Here is a 17,665-nt window from a genome sequence, read left to right on the forward strand (position 1 = left end):
TGAACCACGCGCCACAGCTGTGAAACGGCAAAAGCCGCGCCCGCTCCCGCCATTCGCTCCAGTTGGTACTGGTGCAAACGGCGGCAACGGGCGCGGCGATCAAGCGGCTCGGCTTAGTACCAGTTGTTGGCCAAGTGGAAGCCCAGAGCGGCGGACGGGGATCCGTAACGCTCCTTGATGTAGTTCAGGCCCCACTTGATCTGGGTCTGGTAGTTGGTTTCCCAGTCAGCGCCGGCAGTGGCCATCTTGGAGGCCGGCAGGGACTGGACAATGCCATAGGCGCCGCTGGAAGCGTTCATCGCCGTGGTCTTCCAGTTGGATTCCTTCTCCCACAGCGTGTTCAGGGCAGCCATTTCACCGGCGCCCCAACCGTAGTTGCCCAGGATGCTGAGTGCATAGGCCTTGGCAGCAGCGGGGTCGTCAACAGCCTTGGGTGCTGCAGCAGCTGCTGCGGCTTCCGCGGCGGCGGCGGCAGCAGCGGCGTCGGCTGCTTGCTTGGCGGCAGCGTCAGCAGCAGCCTTCTCAGCAGCAACCTGTGCGGCGGCCTGATCGGCGGCAGCCTTCTCAGCAGCAGCCTGTGCGGCGGCGGCCTGGTCTGCGGCAGCCTTCTCGGCAGCGGCCTTCTCAGCGGCTGCCTTGGCAGCAGCGTCAGCAGCGGCCCTGTCAGTTGCGCCCTTTTCGGCGGCAGCATTCAGGGAAGCGGAGATCTCAGCCGACTTGTTGGAGTTGACCTGGGCGCTCGCTTGGGTTCCGGCTACGCGGCTTGCCTCGGGGAGGGTCAGTGCGGCGTTGGCGGCGGTTCCGAGCGATGCAACGCCCAGTGCAGCTGCCACGACACCGGCTACGACGGACATGCGGTGGCCGGACTTACCCTGGCGGGCTGCGTTCTTGAGGACGGACTGCGACTTGGTGAGCGGTGCGTTGTTCTCGTCGCGGCGACGCGCGGAAGGGCGCGTCTGATCGTTAAATTCAGACATGTGATTACCTCTCAGCGCCTGCGGAGTTAGCTGTCGGGTTCGGATGAGGTCATCCGGCCGCGCATCACGCTGCGGCTTCACCCCAAGGGCCGGCAAAAAGCCTGGCCCGGAGACTCTGGGTCCCCCGTCTCTGCCTCGGAGAAAGAACGGACTCCGGGAAGTGGCAGAGCTCGGCGCATCCCGGATGTGGGCCTGCTAGGGGCGACCCACCCTTTCGACGGTACAGGAGGTTTCCGCAGAAGTCACATTTAGGTAACAGAGATCACGACGCCGGTGAGTCGCCTTGCCCGATTCGTTACAGGCCTTCGGTGCTCACCGTGGGAAGTCGAAGGGCGAACTCCGTGCGCCCCGGCCGTGAGGTCACTTCCACGCTACCGCCGTGAGCTGAAACAATGGATTCCACAATGGACAGGCCGAGTCCGGAGGTGCCTTCAGAGCCCGATCGTGCGGCGTCGGCGCGGGCAAATCGCGAGAAAATCCGGCCCTGGAAATCTTCCGGAATGCCGGGGCCGTTGTCCGTCACGCTGACCACGGCGCTGCCATCGGCGGAGAGCATGACGCCGGTGACCACAGTGGTGCCGGGGTCGGTGTGTTTGCGGGCGTTGGACAGCAGGTTCGCCAGCACCTGATGCAGTTGCGTGGCGTCGCCGCGGACCGTGATGGGCTCGTCCGGGAGCTGGAGCTGCCAGATGTGATCGGGTGCCATGACTTTCTCGTCACTGACCGTCTCGATCACCAACTGAGTGAGGTCCACATCCTCAACTTTCACGGGTTGGCCCTCGTCCAACCGCGCCAACAGCAGCAGGTCCTCCACCAACGTGGTCATGCGCTCGGACTGGCTTTGGACGCGAGCCAGCGACTTCCGGCCGTCTTCGGTGAAGTTCTCGGTCATCCTCAGCAGCTCGGTATAGCCCCGGATGGCGGTCAGGGGAGTCCGCAGCTCGTGCGAGGCATCGGCCACGAACTGACGCACCTTCGTTTCGCTTTCCTGGCGGGCTTCCAAAGCGCTGGAGACGTTGTTCAGCATTTGGTTCAAGGCATAGCCGACACTGCCCACTTCCGTCCCGGGATGAGAAGCCGACGGCGGTACGCGCACCGCAAGTGCCACCTCACCGGCGTCGAGAGGCAGCCGCGAAACCTTCGTGGCCACTTCGGAGAGCTGCTCCAGCGGACGCATGGTGCGGCGGATGATCACGGTGCCGGCCAGGCCGATCACCACCAGGCCGCCCAGCGAAACCAGCACCATGGTCCACACGAGCGAGGCCTCCGCACTCTGTTTGTCCGCCAGCGGCAGGCCCGTCACAATCACGTCGCCGTACGCGGTTTCGACCGCTACCAGACGGTAGTCGCCGTTGGACAGGGAACGGTCCACTGGCCCGTTGTCCCTGGGGAGCGAGAGCAGCACCTGCTCGTCGTCGGTTGAAAGCGAGACGCGGTGACCTTGGGCATCGATCAAACCGGAGCTACGCACGGTTGAGCCGTTGATCCTCGCGTTGAGCGTGCCAGCCGCTTGGCCGCGCGCCTCCAGCGGATCAGGCCTTCCGGAGGGTGACGGAAAGTTCGACGGCGGCCTGCCGAAGTCATTCGCGCGGCTGGACGCCTGTTCCAGCTGCCTGTCGAGCTGCCTGTTGAAGACCATGTCCATGGACGCGTAGCTGACCACTCCCACGGCAGAGCAAATGGCGACCAGCAGGGCCATGGCCACCAGGACCAATCTGGTGCGCAGGTGCCACGTGGAGGGGTTGAGCCAGCTGCGCTGTGTCTCTAAGGCCGCACCTGACCTTTTGGCCACTCCTGAAAGTGTGCTCAACGCCTAGTCCGCGGGCTTGATGACGTATCCGGCACCGCGGATGGTGTGGATCATGGGCGGGTGGTTCGCTTCGATCTTCTTGCGAAGGTAGGAAATGTAGAGCTCCACGATGTTGGCCTGGCCGCCGAAGTCGTAGTCCCACACGCGGTCCAGGATCTGGGCCTTGCTGACCACTCGTTTGGGGTTTTCCATGAGGTATCGCAGGAGCTCGAACTGGGTGGCGGTGAGGGAGATGTCCTCGCCGCCGCGGGTTACTTCCCGGGTGTCTACGTTGAGGGTGAGGTCACCCACCACCAGCTCGGCAGTGTCCATGGCGGCCACCCCGGAACGTTGGACGAGGCGGTGAAGGCGCAGGAGCACTTCCTCCATGCTGAAGGGCTTGGTGACGTAATCGTCCCCGCCGGCAGCCAAGCCGACAATGCGGTCCTGCACGGCGTCCTTGGCGGTAAGGAACAGGGCCGGAACTTCCGGCGCGAAGGTGCGGATGCGGTTGAGGACCTCCACGCCGTCGAAGCCGGGGAGCATGACGTCGAGGACCAGCACGTCCGGCCTGAAGTCCTTGGCCAGCTTTACTGCCCCCGGACCGTCGCCGGCTACCGCCACGGACCACCCCGCCATGCGCAGGCCCATGCTCATGAGCTCGGCAAGGCTGGGTTCGTCGTCCACCACCAGGGCGCGGATCGGTGAGCCGTCCGGGTGGGACAGCTGGGGAAGGTTGTTGGTCATGGAGTGCGAGGAGGCCATGAGACAACTCTCCGTTCTGCCGGTAAGCCAGCGCTATGCCCGTCCTGTGAGGACGCTGTGAACTCCACCCTAGCGAGGTGGGAGTGCAGGGCCACGTAAGTCGGCGGCGGAACTTTATCTCCCGATTCCCTCTGTTTTCTACAGCTTGTAGCAGATTTCGGCCAGAAAATCGGCGAGAAAAGCAGCCTGCGATTGGACAACAAGTGTTTCAGATCGTGAGATTCCGCCTGAGGGGAGTTCACTGCAACAGAGGTGCTCAAAATGCCAGAAGTGTCGAAGAAAATTCAGCAGAGGAGCAATAATCCCTACTTCACCCGAATGAAATGGCGTTCATTTATGACGCCTGCGGAATTGTGATTTGCAGCACAATAGACCTCTACGTCTCAAAATGTGGACGTTTCCGCGCTTTGTTACTTGCGTGTTGCCATTGTTACGTTGCACACTTCCAATGTGAACAAGAACTCAACAGCACCTGCAGCCGCAGCAACCTGGCCCAGCACACCCGCTGGCCATGATGACCGCTGTTGTCGAATGCAAGCCTAACTTTCCACCCCAAGAAGTTTCAGGCATTCGCCCCCTTGCCCAGCGTTGGGCGCCCCTCCCCAAACTCATTGCGGGGACAACCAGCATTCGAAGCCGCGATGACGGCTATTCACTTTTGAGGTAAGCACTCCATGTCAGTTGCATCTGGATACGTCCACATCTCCGTCCGTAACGCCAACAAGGCCGCGTCAAACGCAGGGCTTCGCCCCGGCTTCGGCAACCGTCCCGGCTACTCTCCCGCTCCACAAGGAGCCGGGCAGCAGGCTCCGGGATACGTGCCGCAGGGCTACAACCCCAACTCCTACGGCCAGTTGCGCGCAGTCCCCACAGCAGAGCCGGCGCCCATGACGGCGCCCACCCCTGTGATTGCCCAGTCGGACAAGCTCCGCCCCGTTGCCAACGACAACGTAGCCCGCGGGTTTGTCCTCTACATGGGCATTGACGAAGAAACCGCAGCCGCTGCAGGAACGTCCATCGCCAAACTCGCCCAGGAAATCCGGGCATACGCTCAGTCCCTCGTGACCGGCGCGGAGAGCTACGCCGCCGTCGCAGTTGCCCCCGCCGGGGCACCCGGCTCGGCACTCGACGTCGTGCGTTCCACCTTCGGTGACCCCACCGTTGCCGCACGCCAGCGCACCGAGGCCGCACGTCCGGCGCCGCAGCAGGAATCCCGTCCGTCCGGCGTGCTGATCGACCTCGCACGCCGCGAAGTGCACCTCGACGGCGAATCCCTGAACCTGACGTTCAAGGAATTCGAACTCCTCAACTACCTCGTCGAGAACGGCACCCGCACCGTGGGCCGCGACGAACTCCTTGAGGGCCTGTGGCGCAACGCCGAAGAGGTGCCCAACGAGCGCACCATCGACGTCCACATCCGCCGCCTCCGTTCCAAGCTCGGCCGCCTTGCCAACACCGTCCGCACGGTCCGAGGCCAGGGCTACCGCTTCTACGAGCACCCCGAAGTTATTGTTTGGGCAGCACCCGAATACTCGATCTAGTCTCAGCACATAGCGCCCGTCTCCCGTGAGGAGGCGGGCGCTTTCGCTTTGGCGGGACGATCCCGCGGCAGGGCTGCGTGCCGCCACCACCCACATTGGCCGCGGAACCCGCTCAACACACCCGCTGCGCCGCGTGTCTGGGGTGCTGGGAAGTCAAAGTTGGTTACGGCGGACCGGCTGCTCTCTTCCAAAGAAGGTCAGGAAGCCCCGGGCCGAAGAGAACGTGGGCGGATAGGGTTGGGGTATGAGTGACCATCACATTAAGCGCCTGGTGATCATGCGGCATGCCAAGGCAGATTGGCCCATGGGCGTGCCTGATCATGAGCGTCCCTTGGAGGAGCGCGGGCACCGGGAAGCTCCGCTGGCCGGAAAATGGTTGCTCAAGCACGGCGTGGTTCCCGATTTCATTCTGTGCTCGTCAGCGTTGAGGACCCGGCAGACCTGCACCTGGGTGTGCGATGAGTTGGGGGACAAAGCTCCGACGCCCAAACTCGAGGACGGCCTGTACTCCGCCTCGGCCAACCGCATGTTGACGGTCATCAACCATGTTCCGGACACCGTGACCACGCTGATGGTGATCTCGCACATGCCCGGAGTCCAGGATCTGGCCATGCATTTGGCTTCCCGCGATTCGGACCACGACGCTTACATGGACGCCGCTACCAGTTACCCAACGAGTGCGTTGACGGTCATGGAAACGGAAAAATCGTGGGCTGAGCTTGATGGGCAGGACGCGCGGCTGACGCACTTCAAGGTGCCCCGCCACTAACCCAAACTGGCTGGCATTAGTGGTTGTTTTCAGGGCTCAGAACAATCACTATTGCGAGTTGCTTGGGTCCCCGTAGGCCAGCTGCGGCATGCACATGCAGCGGATCTCGAACACCGGCAGGCCCGCCGCTTCTTCGCCGTGCCCTGTTGCGATCAGGTATTCGCCGTCGAACATGTACACCGGCAACTGCGGCGCCATGTACTCGTTGTAGCGGCTTGGGTACACCCACTGACCACGGATGTCGAAAGCGGGAAGCGCATAGGGATCCCGCCGGTTATGAGCGCTCGGATACAGTGCGTCGTCGATCATGATGTAGCTGACCAAGCCATACGTGTGATGGTGGTTCATGTCCGTGGGAAAGAGGATTGCTTCCACAGTTGGGCCCCTTCAAAGATTTCGACGACTGCACCCCGAGCGGCGCAGATAGCTAGGTAAGGTTAGCCTAAGCTAACGACTCTCCGGTCGTCGAATGTTCCACTGTGTGACCTTGATCGCTCCTGGTCAGCCCTGCGGCAGGGGTAATTCGGCCGCTATTTCGCGCAGCATGCTCACAGCTAAGCGAATGTTGGGGCTGGCCGTCATGGTTTTCCGGTACACCACGCCCACGGACCGTTGCTGCACAGGCCGGATCACCGGAATGGCAACCACGCCGGCGGGAAGCGGAGGCCTGCCGAGCCTCGGAACGAGTGCCACGGCCACGCCCTGTTCCACCATGGCGATGTGGGTGGAGAAATCGGGATCGTAAACGCGGATATCGGGGACCTTGCCCAGCCCGGCGAAGATCTGCAGCAATGCTTCGTTGCAGATGGCTCCTGCCGGGGTGCTGATCCAGGTTTCGTCCAGCAAATCTTCACGCTCGACGGCGGCGCGTCCGGAAAGTGCGTGGGTGCTGTTGACGAGGACATCGGCTTGGTCGATGCAGAGGTCCTCATGCACCAGGTTCTCCGGGATCACCAGGGGCACGGAGTTCCAGTTGTGGACCACCGCGAGTTCTGCTTCGCCTGAGGCCACCCTGTGGACCGCCTCGCGGGGGTCCTCGGCCAGAACGGTGACCTCCAGGGCGGAGTGGGCAGCGGCCATGCGCCTCAGCATGGGTCCCACCAAGCCGCGGCAAGCCGTGGAAAACGCAACGAGCCGCAGGAGTCCCGAAGGTTTCGCTGGGTCGGCGAGCAGGGTGGCCTGCAGCTCTTCAAGCTCGCCCATGATCCTCCGGCCATAGCCGGCCAAGGCCAAGCCCCGCTCGGTGAGGAGTACCCCGCGGCCATTGCGTTCCAGCACGGAGACGCCGGTTTGCTTCTCAAGTTTCTTGATTTGCTGCGAAATGGCCGAAGGGCTGAAACCCATCACGTCTGATGCTGCCACTACTGAGCCGTGCTGTTCCACGGCCACCAAGGCCCTCAGTGATGAAATATCGATCATGAAGCAAATCTACGCTGTTCCATGTCGAATTCAACGCTGGTGCTTCAACCAAAAGAAGGCCAGAGTGTACTTGTGAACCTTCGCCACTCTGCCCTAGCCGTCCTAGTCGCTGTCCTGTGGGGCATCAACTTCGTCGCGATCGACCTCGGCCTGCACACCAACGGCAGGGAGGTCCCGCCGCTGCTCTTCGTCGCCATGCGCTTCTTGTTGGTGGTCTTTCCCTTCATCCTGTTCATCCGCAAACCAGACGTCGGCTGGAAGGCGATTCTCGGCGTCGGGCTCTTCATGAGTGCCGGCCAATTCGGCCTCCTGTACCTGGGCATGGCCTTGGGGATGCCCGCAGGTTTGGCCTCCCTGGTGCTTCAGGCGCAAGTGTTGTTCACCATCTTGCTCGCGGCCAGATTTCTCGGAGAGCGGCCGAGCCGCCGCCAACTGGCAGGCGTGGCACTGGGTATCGGGGGCTTGGCAGTGGTGGCATGGGGGCGCAGTGCCGTGGCGCCGGTGCTGCCGCTCATGATCGTTCTGGCCGCGGCGTTGTCCTGGGCGATCGGCAACGTGGTGGCCCGGCACACGAAAGCGGCTTCCGGCTTGGGCCTGGTGGTGTGGTCCGGTGCCGTGGTGCCGGTCCCGTTGGCTGGCCTCTCACTGTTGGTGGATGGGCCGGGCGCCGTGTGGTCAACCATCATCGACCTGCAGCCGGCCACCATCCTGAGCGCAATCTACACGGCCGTGTTCGCGTCCCTGATCGGCTACGGCATCTGGAACCGTTTATTGTCGCTGTATCCGAGTTCCGACGTCGTGCCGTTCACGCTTCTTGTCCCTGTGGTGGGGATGACGGCCGCGTGGCTTGTCTTGAACGAGATTCCCACGCTGACCGAGATCCTGGGCGGATTGATCCTGCTCCTGGGAGTTGCCACCGCCGTCCTCGGAGCCGGACGCAAAATCCGCCCGGAAACTCCCGTTGTGAGGCCCGCTCTGCGCCTCTAAATCCCCCGAAGGCATGCAGAGCAGGCCACGCAACGCAAGGAATTAGCGCAGGTTGAAGATGGTCCGGTGCCAGTCCTTCTCGGTAACACCCTCCAGTTCGAACATCACATGCTTGACCTGGGTGTACTCCTCAAAGGAATAAGCGGACATGTCCTTGCCGAAACCGGATTGCTTGAAGCCGCCATGGGGCATCTCGGAGATGATCGGGATGTGGTCGTTGACCCACACGCAGCCGGCCTTGATCTCGCGGGTGGCGCGCAATGCCCGCTGGAGGTTGTTGGTCCAGGCAGAAGCGGCCAGCCCGTAGACGGTGTCGTTGGCCAACGCGATGGCTTCATCATCAGTTTCGAACGGGAGGACTACCAGGACGGGGCCGAACACCTCGTCCTTGACGATCTCCGAGTCCGGCGCCGCATCAACTACCAGTGTGGGCCGGTAGAAGGCGCCATTTTCCAGGCCCCCACCCGTGGGTGAGTAACCACCGGCCATCACCTTGCTGTAACTGCGGGCCCGGTCCACCATTCCGGCCACGTGGTCCCGCTGCTTGAAGGAAACCAAGGGGCCAAGGTCGGCGTCGGTATCCACGGGAGTGCCCAAGACGATCCCATCAAAGCGGGCGGCGACCTTGGCCACGAATTCCTCGTACACGCTGCGGTGCACGATTGCCCGGGTGGCTGCGGTGCAATCCTGGCCGGTGTTGATCAGCGAGCCGGCCACAGCGCCGTGCACAGCGGCGTCAAGGTTGGCGTCATCAAACACCACGAAAGGCGCCTTGCCGCCCAGTTCAAGGTGCACGCGCTTGGCATTGACGGCGGCGGCCTCCAGAACCGTGCGGCCAACCGTGGTGGAACCCGTGAAGGAGACCATGTCCACGTCCGGGTGACGCATGAGGGCTGCCCCGACTGTGGCGCCGTCGCCCACCACCACGTTCACCACGCCGTCGGGCAGTCCCGCGTCGGTGAGCGCCCGCGCGAACATCAGGGACGTCAGCGGCGTGATCTCGGCGGGCTTGAGAACTATGGTGTTGCCGGCGGCGATGGCCGGAAGAATCTTCCATGCGGCCATTTGCAGGGGGTAGTTCCACGGTGCGATGGACCCCACCACTCCGATGGATTCCCGGCGGATGGATGACGTGTGCTGGGGGGAATACTCTGCGGTGGCCTTGCCTTCGAGGTGCCGGGCGGCTCCTGCGAAGAAGTCGATGTTGTCGATGGTGCCGGGGACGTCGAACTCCCGGGTCAGCCGCAGTGGCTTACCCGTCTGCGAACTCTCAACGCTGGCGAACTCCTCCGCACGATCTTCGAGGATACGGGCGAATTTCTGCAGAATGCCTGCGCGTTCGCCGGGCGCGGTGCGGGACCATGCCGGGAAAGCGCCGCGGGCCGCTGTCACTGCCGACTCAAGGTCCGCCAGCGAAGCGAGTTCAACCGTTTCCACCACCTCTGAGGTGGCCGGATTGATGATGTCGAGACTGCTGCCGGAGGTTCCGGACAGCAGTTTTCCGTTGATGAACTGGTGCATGTGGGTACCGTGCTTTCCCTGCCGGGCGTCGCTGTCCGGGCAGTGCTGAGCGGACGACGCCGGATGGTGGCGTCGTGCGGGGAGGGTGGTTGCGTTGCTGGCCAAGCAGGCGGTCAGGCCTGCGTGCTTTCGCGTTCGGCGCTGTCCAGGATGGCTGCAAGGCCGGCTTGGAACGCTTTGAGAGAATCGAGGTTTTGCAGTGCAGCGTGGTGTTTTTCAAGGAGCGGGTGCCCGGTGATGCGCGTGAAAACTCCGGGGTTGAGCCAAGGATCGTGGCCCTCGGAATCAGGGAGCCGTTGGATTTCAACCGCAATCCCTGCGCCGAGTGCCAAGGTGTAGCTTTCCAGGGCTGCGTAGTAGTGCACCACGCGGTCCTCTTCCAGCCCGGCGTCGGTGAGGCATTGCAGGACGAACTCGATCGCTTTCAACTCACCGGGACCGTAGGTGTCCGTGGCGAACGACTCGCTGCCCAAGGAGGGGTGTTGCATGAAGGACCTGAGGAGTTCGTCGAGGTAGGCCTCCAGCCGGGCACGCCATCCCTGGTTGCGCGCCGTGGCCTGTGTTCGTTCCACGGACAGCATGAACAGCTGGTCCAGTGCTGCCCTGACGATCGCGTCCCGGTTCCGGAAATGCCGGTAGACGGCGGTGGCGTCCACGTCGAGTTCCTGTCCCAACCGGCGGACCGTCAGCCGTTCGCCGAGTTCCTGGCTGGAAATCCGCAGGACGGCGTCAATGATGGTGGCTGGGTCCAGGCGCGTGCGGCGGTCCGTCGACTGTGCTTGCTGCACCATCAGTTGTCCGCCTTCCATGCGATCCCGTTCCCTGTGATCCCGGGTTGATTATCAAACTACATGATTCATGGCGTCCTCCTTTCAATGATCAGTCAAAGACTTTGTCAGCAGTGATGTCAACACTGTTGACTTGAGTGTGACTTGGCTCATAGTGTGTCTCGCAGAGTTGATTTTCCCCACGAAAGGACTCGAACGTGCACGCAGAGATTTTGTTAGAGAACGGATGGGTGTACACCGGCAACGACGCCGGACCCGTCCAAGCAAATCTGGCCATAGCCGAAGGCCGGATCATCGCCATCGGAAAACCCGACGACGTCAACGGAACCGTCACGGCCGATACCCGCAGGGTGGACCTGCAGGGGCAGCTGGTGGTGCCTGGATTCCAGGACGCCCATATCCACCCCATCTTCGCCGGGATCGAGCTGCTCCAATGCGACCTGACGGAGGCCACCAGCGCTGAAGAGGCCGTGGCCAGTGTGGCCCGCTACGCAGCAGACAACCCCGACGAACCTTGGATCCTGGGCGCTGGATGGTCCATGGATTTCTTCCCGGGCGGCACCCCCACCCGGAGACTGCTGGACGCCGTAGTGCCGGACAGGCCCGTCTACCTCGTCAACAGGGACCACCACGGGGCATGGGCCAACACCGCCGCCTTTGAGGCGGCGGGCATCAGCGCAGAAACACCCGATCCCGAGGGCGGACGGCTGGAACGCGAAGAAGACGGGACACCGGCCGGGACCCTCCATGAGGGAGCCATGGATTTGTTCAACGCGGTCAAGCCGGCGGTGCCGTATGACCTGGCGTACCAAGGCTTGCTCGCCTCCCAGCAATTGCTGTTGTCGCAGGGCATCACCGCCTGGCAGGACGCCTGGGTTCCCATCCCGGAGGGCGACCATGCCGACCACTTGGACGTTTACATGGACGCAGCGAAGGCCGGAGACCTGAAAGTCCGGGTCACCGCATGCCAATGGTGGGACAGGACCGCTGGAATGTCCCAGCTGGACTTGATTACCAAGAGGCGCCAACGTGTAGCCGAAAACTTCGACCACCACCGGCTCAACGCCAACACGGTCAAAGTAATGGTGGACGGGGTGGCAGAAAATTACACAGCCGCCATGCACCACGTTTACCTGGACCACCACGGCCACCACACGGACAACCGCGGCATCGAATTTTTTGAACCTGATGAACTGAAGGAATACGTCACCGCGATTGACGCATCAGGCATGCAGGTCCACTTCCACGCACTTGGAGACCGTGCGGTGACCGACGCTTTGGATGCGCTGGAGGCAGCACGGGATAGCAACGGGGCCAACGACAACCGGCACCACTTGGCGCACCTTCAGGTGGTCCGCAGCGAGGATGTTGCCCGTTTCGCCGAGTTGAAAGCCGCAGCCAATGTGCAGGCTCTCTGGGCCTGCCACGAAGAACAGATGGACACCCTGACCCTCCCGTTCCTTGAACCGGGCGCCGAGGACAGGCACTACCCCTTTGGCGAACTTGCCTCCGCCGGCGCCCGCTTGGTGGCGGGAAGCGACTGGCCCGTCTCCACTGCGGACCCTCTCGCAGCCATCCACGTCGCAGTAAACCGGACAGCGCCCGGGGAGGACCAGCCCCCGCTCGGACCGGAATCACAGAAACTCAACCTTAAACAGATCCTGGATGCCTACACGCAGGGATCGGCGTGGATCAACCACCTGGAGGCGGAGACGGGAACGCTGGAACCGGGAAAACTTGCCGACCTCGCCGTTCTGGACACCAACGTTTTCCGCCTCCCGGCCGAGGAACTGTACCGGGCGGTGGTGACGCAAACGTGGATTGGGGGCGAATGCGTCTATGACCGCGCAACCGCCCGCCACACCGTGCCCGCCTCGGTGATGCCATGAAGCCGCCAACAGCCCCACCGCCTGCGCCTCCCACTGCGTACGGTGCCGTGCGTCTCAAACAGCGGACGACGCCGTCGCGTATCACAGCGGTTGGCGTCGCCGCCGTCGTGGCCGGCCTGGCCCTGGGCGGCTGCGGCGTCCGGCCCGCCGGCGTGACGGACGCCGCGGGCGGAGCCAAGTTCACCCTGTCCGACTCCACTCCGGCCCCCACCAGGGAAATCGACAACTTCAACTGGGCCATGTACGCGGAACCGTTCTCCTTGGACTACGCGTACGCCTTCGACTACCCGGACAACACTGTCCTGTCCAACGTGTGCGAGTCCTTGTTCCGCTGGAACTCTGACCTTTCCACATCGCCGGGCCTGGCCACGGGAGTGGAGAACCCGGATCCGCTGACGTGGATTTACACCATCCGGCAGGGTGTGAAGTTTCACGACGGCAGCGAGATGACAGCGGACGATGTTGTGGCCTCCCTGAGCCGGCACGTGGACCCCGAAGTAGGTTCCTTCTGGGCATCGGCCTACCAGAACGTGGAATCCATCGAGAAGACGGGTGACTTCGAGGTCACGGTCACCACCACCCGGCCGGACTATGTGTTCAACAGCTCCTTGGTGGGGGCCACGGGTGTGGTTGAGTCTGCCAAAACACTGGAAGCTGCGGGCAAGGACTACGGCAATTCAAGCACCGGCGTGAACTGCACCGGACCCTTCCAATTCGAACAATGGGAAGCCGGGGAAAGCATCACCCTCAAGCGCTTCGACGACTACTGGGATCCCGAACTCAAAGCGAAGTCCCAGCGGGTCACCTTCAAAATGCTGCCCGATGCCACCTCCCGGATCAACGCGTTCCAGACCGGCGAAATAGACGGTGGCTTCGCGATCCCGTCCAATGCCATGGACATCCTGAAAGCCAACAAAGACGCCGGATCGCTCTACTTCGGCGAGGACACCTCGGTGCAAAGCATGGTTTTCACCAACCTTGGCGGCACGTTCCAGGACGTCCGGGTTCGCAAGGCGCTGATGATGGCCATCAATCGTGAAGCCTTGATCAAGGCGGCCGAACAGGGCTATGCGAAGAAGACAGAAGCGTTGACCACAAAGAGTGTGTGGAAGGACGTGCCAGCCGCGACATCGGACGAGGCTTTTGACGGCCTGCTGTCCACACCCTACGACGTTGAAGAAGCCAAGAAGCTCGTCAAGGAAGCAGGGGCGGAGGGCAGCAAGTTCGTCTTCGCCACTGCCTCCCTCAATGCAGCCTTCGACATCACCGCAAGGGCCATCGCGTCCGCGGCCAAGGAGATCGGCCTGGACCCGGAAATCCAGACCATGTCCAACGACAAATACACCACGCTTTTCTCCGATCCCGAGGCCCGCAAGAACGTGGACCTCCTGGTGACGTCCTGGTACCTCTCCAGCACCGAGCCCTTGGAAATGTACAGCGTGCTGCGCACCGGGGATTTCAGCAACTACGGCGGCTGGAGCAACCCGGAATTCGATGACCTGGTCAATACCGCGTACACCATGCAGGACCCCGAGGCCCGGGGCAAACTCACGGGCCAAGCCGCCAAGCTGGCCGCGGATGACGTGGTGTGGGGTCCTCTCTATGAGACCGTCACGTCCATGTGGCTGGGCAAGCGCATCACCGGGGCGGACCCGTCCATCAACTACATGTACTTCCCGTGGGCAGCCCGGATAGGAGGTCTCTGACATGGCCGTTATGGATCAAGCGCAGGCACCCGCACCCCCACAGGGGCCGGCAGGCAAGCGGGCCAAAGGCAGGGCAGTCCGCCCTGCGGTCTTTATCGCCAAGAAAGTTCTGGCACTGGTGGCCACACTCTTTGTCGCCTCACTGGCCGTGTTCTTCTCACGCTTCCTGGTTCCCGGCGATCCCGCACGCTTCCTGCTGAGGGGCCGCAGCCCCAAACCCGAGGCTCTGGAAGAAATCACCCGGCAGTTCGGCCTGGATAAACCAGCCTGGGAACAATACCTCAACTGGCTCGGCGGCATTCTCCAAGGAGATTGGGGCCGGTCACTGACCTACCGCCAGGACGTCTCAGACGTCTTGCTCGGACGGTTGCCCACCACCCTCCAGCTCGTGGCGCTCGCCGCGGTTTTCATCACTGTGTTGGGATTGTTCGCCGGCATTGTGGCCAGCCTGAACAAGGGCTTCGGGGACCGCTTCATCCTCATCACCCTCACTGCAGCGGGCGCAGTGCCGCCGTTCGTCGCAGCCATTGCCCTGGTAGCGCTCTTCTCCGTGGGCTTGGGCTGGTTCCCTTCCTTTGGAAGCGGCGACGGCGGATGGGACCGAATCTGGCATCTCACCCTCCCGGCGCTCGCCTTGGGCATCACCTACATCGCCATGGTGGCCAGGGTGACCCGCTCATCCATGAACGAGCAACTGCTCCGCGAACACGTGGAAGTGGCGACGAGTCGCGGACTCACCCGCGGATCCGTGGTGGCACGCCACGTCCTCCGCAACGCTCTGGGGCCCATCCTTACCGTGAGCGGTGTTCTCGTGGCCGGACTCTTGGTTTCCAGTGCCATCATCGAGCGGACGTTCGGGCTCTCCGGCATAGGACAACTCCTGGTGCAGTCCATCGACCGGCTCGATTTCGGCGTCGTCCAAGCCATCGTCATGGTGGTGGTGGCGGCCTTCGTTCTGGTCAACACCGTGGTGGACCTCGTCCAACCCCTCATTGATCCGCGGATCGCGGCCGGAACGGAGTCCCGATGACGTTAGCCATCCAGCTGCCGCAGGCAGGCTTTCGCCGTTACGGAAGCCTCCTGTCACCGATGGCGTGGGGTGCGCTTGCCGTCGCTGCCGCCGTCGTACTTCTCTCACTTTTCGCCCCGGTCCTGGCGCCGTACGACCCCGACTATGTGGACCTCAACAACGTCCTGGCCGGTCCCAGCGGGCAACACCTGCTGGGGACCGACGCGCTGGGCCGTGATCTGCTCAGCCGGCTCATGCATGGCGGGCGGACCTCGCTGCTGGGGCCCACCATCGTGGTGATCGGATCTACTGTGCTCGGCCTGCTGCTTGGCTTGGTTGCCGGCTGGTCAGAGGGCTGGCTGGGCAAGGTCCTCGGCAGGCTTTTCGATCTGTTGTTCGCTTTCCCTGCACTGCTGATGGCCATGCTCGCCATCGCCTTGTTCGGCAAGGGGCTCTTCGCTCCCATCCTGGCGATGACCATCGCTTATGTGCCGTACGTGGCCAGGCTGGCCCAATCCCTGGTGGTTGCCGAGCGCAGCAGGCCCTACGTCCAGGCGTACCGGGTGCTCGGATTCCGGACGCCCTGGGTGGTGCTGGGACGGGTTCTCCCCAACCTGATTCCCACTGTTGGCGCGCAGTCAACACTGAACTTTGGCTATGTGCTGGCCGACCTCGCGGCGCTCTCCTTCATCGGGCTCGGCGTGCAACCGCCCACCAGCGACTGGGGCGCCATGATCGAGGAATCCCGTGGCGCCCTGCTGGGCGGCTACATCCTCCCTGCCTTCTGGCCCGCGTTGGTAGTGGTCCTGGTGGTGGTTGCCGTCAACGTCATTGGCGAGGAACTCTCAGACCGCATCGGAGGAAAACTTTCATGAGCCAGCTTTTGCAGATCGAAAACTTTACGCTCGGTTTTCCGGGCAGGCCGCCGCTGCTGGACAGCGTCTCCCTGCACGTGAACGACGGCGAAGCTGTCGCCTTGGTGGGGGAGTCCGGCTCAGGTAAATCGCTGACTACCCGGGCCGCGCTGGGGCTTTTTCCTGGTGGCTCGCAGTCTTCCGGCGTTGTGTCGGTTCAGGGCCTCGACACCCTGACGGCGAGCAATCAACGCCTCAGGGAGCTGCGGCGTGGCCACGCGTCCATGATTTTCCAGGACCCCAGGGCCGGTATCAACCCGGTCCGGACCGTGGGGGACTTCCTCACGGAAACCCTGCTGAGGCTCGACGGTTCATCCCGGGCCGAGGCCACTGAACGGGCCGTGAAGCAACTGGAGCAGGTGGGTCTCCGGCGGGCCAGCGAGCTCATGGACCAGCACCCACACCAGCTCTCGGGCGGCATGCTCCAACGCGTCATGATCGCAGCAGCACTCCTGAACTCACCGGATCTGTTGCTGTGTGACGAACCCACCACCGCCCTGGACGTCACTACCCAGGCGGGGATCGTGCGACTCCTCCGCGAAGAGCAACAATCGCGGGGAATGGGCATGCTGTTCATCACGCACGACCTCAACCTTGCCGCCAGCTTGTGCGAACGCGTCTACGTTCTTCGTCGGGGTGAAGTGGTGGAGCACGGATCAACCCGGACTGTTTTCCTGACTCCCCAGCAGGACTACACACGGCAGTTGGTGGAGGCTACCCCTGTCATTGAGGTGGGCGCTTTGGCTGCACCGGCGGTCCCGGGGTCACCCCTACTGAAGGTTTCAGGGCTATCCAAAACGTACCAACTGCCCCGCGGCGACACTATTACCGCCTTGGATGCCGCCGATTTCAGCCTGCCGGAGGGTGGGTCCTTGGGCATCGTGGGGGAGTCCGGTTCCGGAAAATCCACCCTGGCCCGGTTGGTGGTGGCACTGGAAACCGCTACCTCCGGTGAACTTACGCTGCGGGACATCCCCCGGCCGCGCCGGGCCCTGAAAGCCTCCGAACGGAAAGTCCTGGCCAAGGATGTCCAAATCGTTTTCCAGGATCCCTACCTTTCTTTGGACCCGCGCATCCCTGTGGGGAACGCTGTGGCCGATGTCTTCCGCCTGCATCAGAAACAAGGACGCAAGGAAGCCAAGGACAGCGCCCGCGAGCTGCTGGGGCGGGTGGGCATCGGACCCGAACGTTTCGATGCCCGGCCCCGAGCCCTCTCCGGTGGGCAGCGGCAACGCGTTGCGCTAGCCAAAGCGTTGGCTGCCCGCCCCCGGCTCCTGGTTTTGGACGAGGCCACCAGTGCCCTGGACGTCTCGGTCCAAGCCCAGGTTCTGGAGCTCGTGGAGGAACTGCGTGACCAGCTCGGACTGACCATCCTGTTTGTCACCCATGACTTGGCTGTGGTCTCGCGCCTGTGCTCCGACCTCTTGGTAATGCATCAGGGACGGATTGTGGAGCAAGGACCCACGGCTCGCATCCTTGAGGACCCCGGGGACGACTACACGCGGAACCTCATCGCCTCCCGTCCCCGGCCATTGTGGGACGCCGAAGCGGTCACTGCCTAGGGCAGACCGGCCACCAACTAGATTCCCGG

Annotated in this window: 15 protein-coding genes and 1 riboswitch; of the genes, 8 read left to right on the plus strand and 7 right to left on the minus strand. The window is 63.1% G+C overall.

Annotated elements, in window-relative coordinates; all coding sequences use genetic code 11:
• Nucleotides 1-113 precede the first annotated feature (113 nt).
• The 3 genes from ARUE_RS03810 to ARUE_RS03820 all read right to left on the minus strand — a co-directional run bounded on the left by ARUE_RS03810 (nt 114) and on the right by ARUE_RS03820 (nt 3,531).
• The gene (locus ARUE_RS03810; RefSeq protein ID WP_014920784.1) at nt 114-977 is read right to left on the minus strand and encodes an aggregation-promoting factor C-terminal-like domain-containing protein; all 864 of its coding nucleotides are present in this window, start codon (nt 975-977) and stop codon (nt 114-116) included.
• A gap of 3 nt (nt 978-980) precedes the next feature.
• A riboswitch (cyclic di-AMP (ydaO/yuaA leader) is annotated at nt 981-1,139 on the minus strand.
• Between the two features lie 133 nt (nt 1,140-1,272).
• Entirely contained in the window at nt 1,273-2,769 is a 1,497-nt protein-coding gene (locus ARUE_RS03815; protein WP_014920785.1) for a sensor histidine kinase, read from the minus strand.
• A 21-nt stretch (nt 2,770-2,790) separates the two neighbouring features.
• Nucleotides 2,791-3,531: a response regulator transcription factor gene (locus tag ARUE_RS03820; RefSeq protein ID WP_011773550.1), complete on the minus strand. Its 741-nt coding sequence runs from the start codon at nt 3,529-3,531 to the stop codon at nt 2,791-2,793.
• Nucleotides 3,532-4,205: 674 nt separating this feature from the next.
• Here ARUE_RS03820 and ARUE_RS03825 point away from each other — a divergent pair.
• Both ARUE_RS03825 and ARUE_RS03830 read left to right on the plus strand, forming a co-directional pair.
• Complete coding sequence (locus tag ARUE_RS03825; protein WP_014920786.1) at nt 4,206-5,072, plus strand: winged helix-turn-helix domain-containing protein; 867 nt, start codon at nt 4,206-4,208, stop codon at nt 5,070-5,072.
• 244 nt (nt 5,073-5,316) lie between these two features.
• Complete coding sequence (locus tag ARUE_RS03830; protein WP_011773552.1) at nt 5,317-5,841, plus strand: SixA phosphatase family protein; 525 nt, start codon at nt 5,317-5,319, stop codon at nt 5,839-5,841.
• Between the two features lie 48 nt (nt 5,842-5,889).
• Here the strand turns inward: ARUE_RS03830 and ARUE_RS03835 are convergent, their stop codons facing one another.
• Together ARUE_RS03835 and ARUE_RS03840 are read right to left on the minus strand one after the other, a co-directional pair.
• Nucleotides 5,890-6,216, minus strand: a complete 327-nt coding sequence (locus ARUE_RS03835) for a hypothetical protein (protein ID WP_014920787.1) — start codon at nt 6,214-6,216, stop codon at nt 5,890-5,892.
• Nucleotides 6,217-6,342: 126 nt separating this feature from the next.
• Nucleotides 6,343-7,260, minus strand: coding sequence for a LysR substrate-binding domain-containing protein (locus ARUE_RS03840; RefSeq protein WP_014920788.1), 918 nt, complete (start codon nt 7,258-7,260; stop codon nt 6,343-6,345).
• 72 nt (nt 7,261-7,332) lie between these two features.
• Here ARUE_RS03840 and ARUE_RS03845 point away from each other — a divergent pair, with 72 nt between their 5' ends.
• Nucleotides 7,333-8,247 carry an EamA family transporter gene (locus ARUE_RS03845; RefSeq protein WP_502691437.1) on the plus strand — a complete coding sequence of 305 codons (915 nt, stop codon included), beginning with the start codon at nt 7,333-7,335 and terminating at the stop codon, nt 8,245-8,247.
• A 42-nt stretch (nt 8,248-8,289) separates the two neighbouring features.
• Here the strand turns inward: ARUE_RS03845 and ARUE_RS03850 are convergent, their stop codons facing one another.
• Together ARUE_RS03850 and ARUE_RS03855 are read right to left on the minus strand one after the other, a co-directional pair.
• A complete protein-coding gene (locus ARUE_RS03850) occupies nt 8,290-9,768 on the minus strand; it encodes a gamma-aminobutyraldehyde dehydrogenase (protein ID WP_014920790.1) in 1,479 nt (492 codons plus the stop codon).
• Nucleotides 9,769-9,881: 113 nt separating this feature from the next.
• Entirely contained in the window at nt 9,882-10,559 is a 678-nt protein-coding gene (locus tag ARUE_RS03855) for a TetR/AcrR family transcriptional regulator (RefSeq protein ID WP_011773557.1), read from the minus strand.
• 194 nt (nt 10,560-10,753) lie between these two features.
• Here ARUE_RS03855 and ARUE_RS03860 point away from each other — a divergent pair, with 194 nt between their 5' ends.
• The 5 genes from ARUE_RS03860 to ARUE_RS03880 are packed head-to-tail and all read left to right on the plus strand — an operon-like array spanning nt 10,754 to nt 17,636.
• Nucleotides 10,754-12,445 carry an amidohydrolase gene (locus ARUE_RS03860; RefSeq protein WP_043469780.1) on the plus strand — a complete coding sequence of 564 codons (1,692 nt, stop codon included), beginning with the start codon at nt 10,754-10,756 and terminating at the stop codon, nt 12,443-12,445.
• Nucleotides 12,442-14,151, plus strand: a complete 1,710-nt coding sequence (locus ARUE_RS03865) for an ABC transporter substrate-binding protein (RefSeq protein ID WP_014920793.1) — start codon at nt 12,442-12,444, stop codon at nt 14,149-14,151. The genes ARUE_RS03860 and ARUE_RS03865 overlap by 4 nt, the downstream gene beginning before the upstream one ends.
• A gap of 1 nt (nt 14,152) precedes the next feature.
• Complete coding sequence (locus ARUE_RS03870) at nt 14,153-15,181, plus strand: ABC transporter permease (protein WP_011773560.1); 1,029 nt, start codon at nt 14,153-14,155, stop codon at nt 15,179-15,181.
• Complete coding sequence (locus tag ARUE_RS03875) at nt 15,178-16,035, plus strand: ABC transporter permease (RefSeq protein ID WP_011773561.1); 858 nt, start codon at nt 15,178-15,180, stop codon at nt 16,033-16,035. The genes ARUE_RS03870 and ARUE_RS03875 overlap by 4 nt, the downstream gene beginning before the upstream one ends.
• The gene (locus ARUE_RS03880) at nt 16,032-17,636 is read left to right on the plus strand and encodes a dipeptide ABC transporter ATP-binding protein (protein WP_014920794.1); all 1,605 of its coding nucleotides are present in this window, start codon (nt 16,032-16,034) and stop codon (nt 17,634-17,636) included. Before ARUE_RS03875 ends, ARUE_RS03880 begins: the two co-directional genes overlap by 4 nt.
• Nucleotides 17,637-17,665 lie beyond the last annotated feature (29 nt).

The sequence above is a fragment of the Arthrobacter sp. Rue61a genome (assembly GCF_000294695.2).
In the GTDB taxonomy this organism is placed as follows: domain Bacteria; phylum Actinomycetota; class Actinomycetes; order Actinomycetales; family Micrococcaceae; genus Arthrobacter; species Arthrobacter aurescens_A.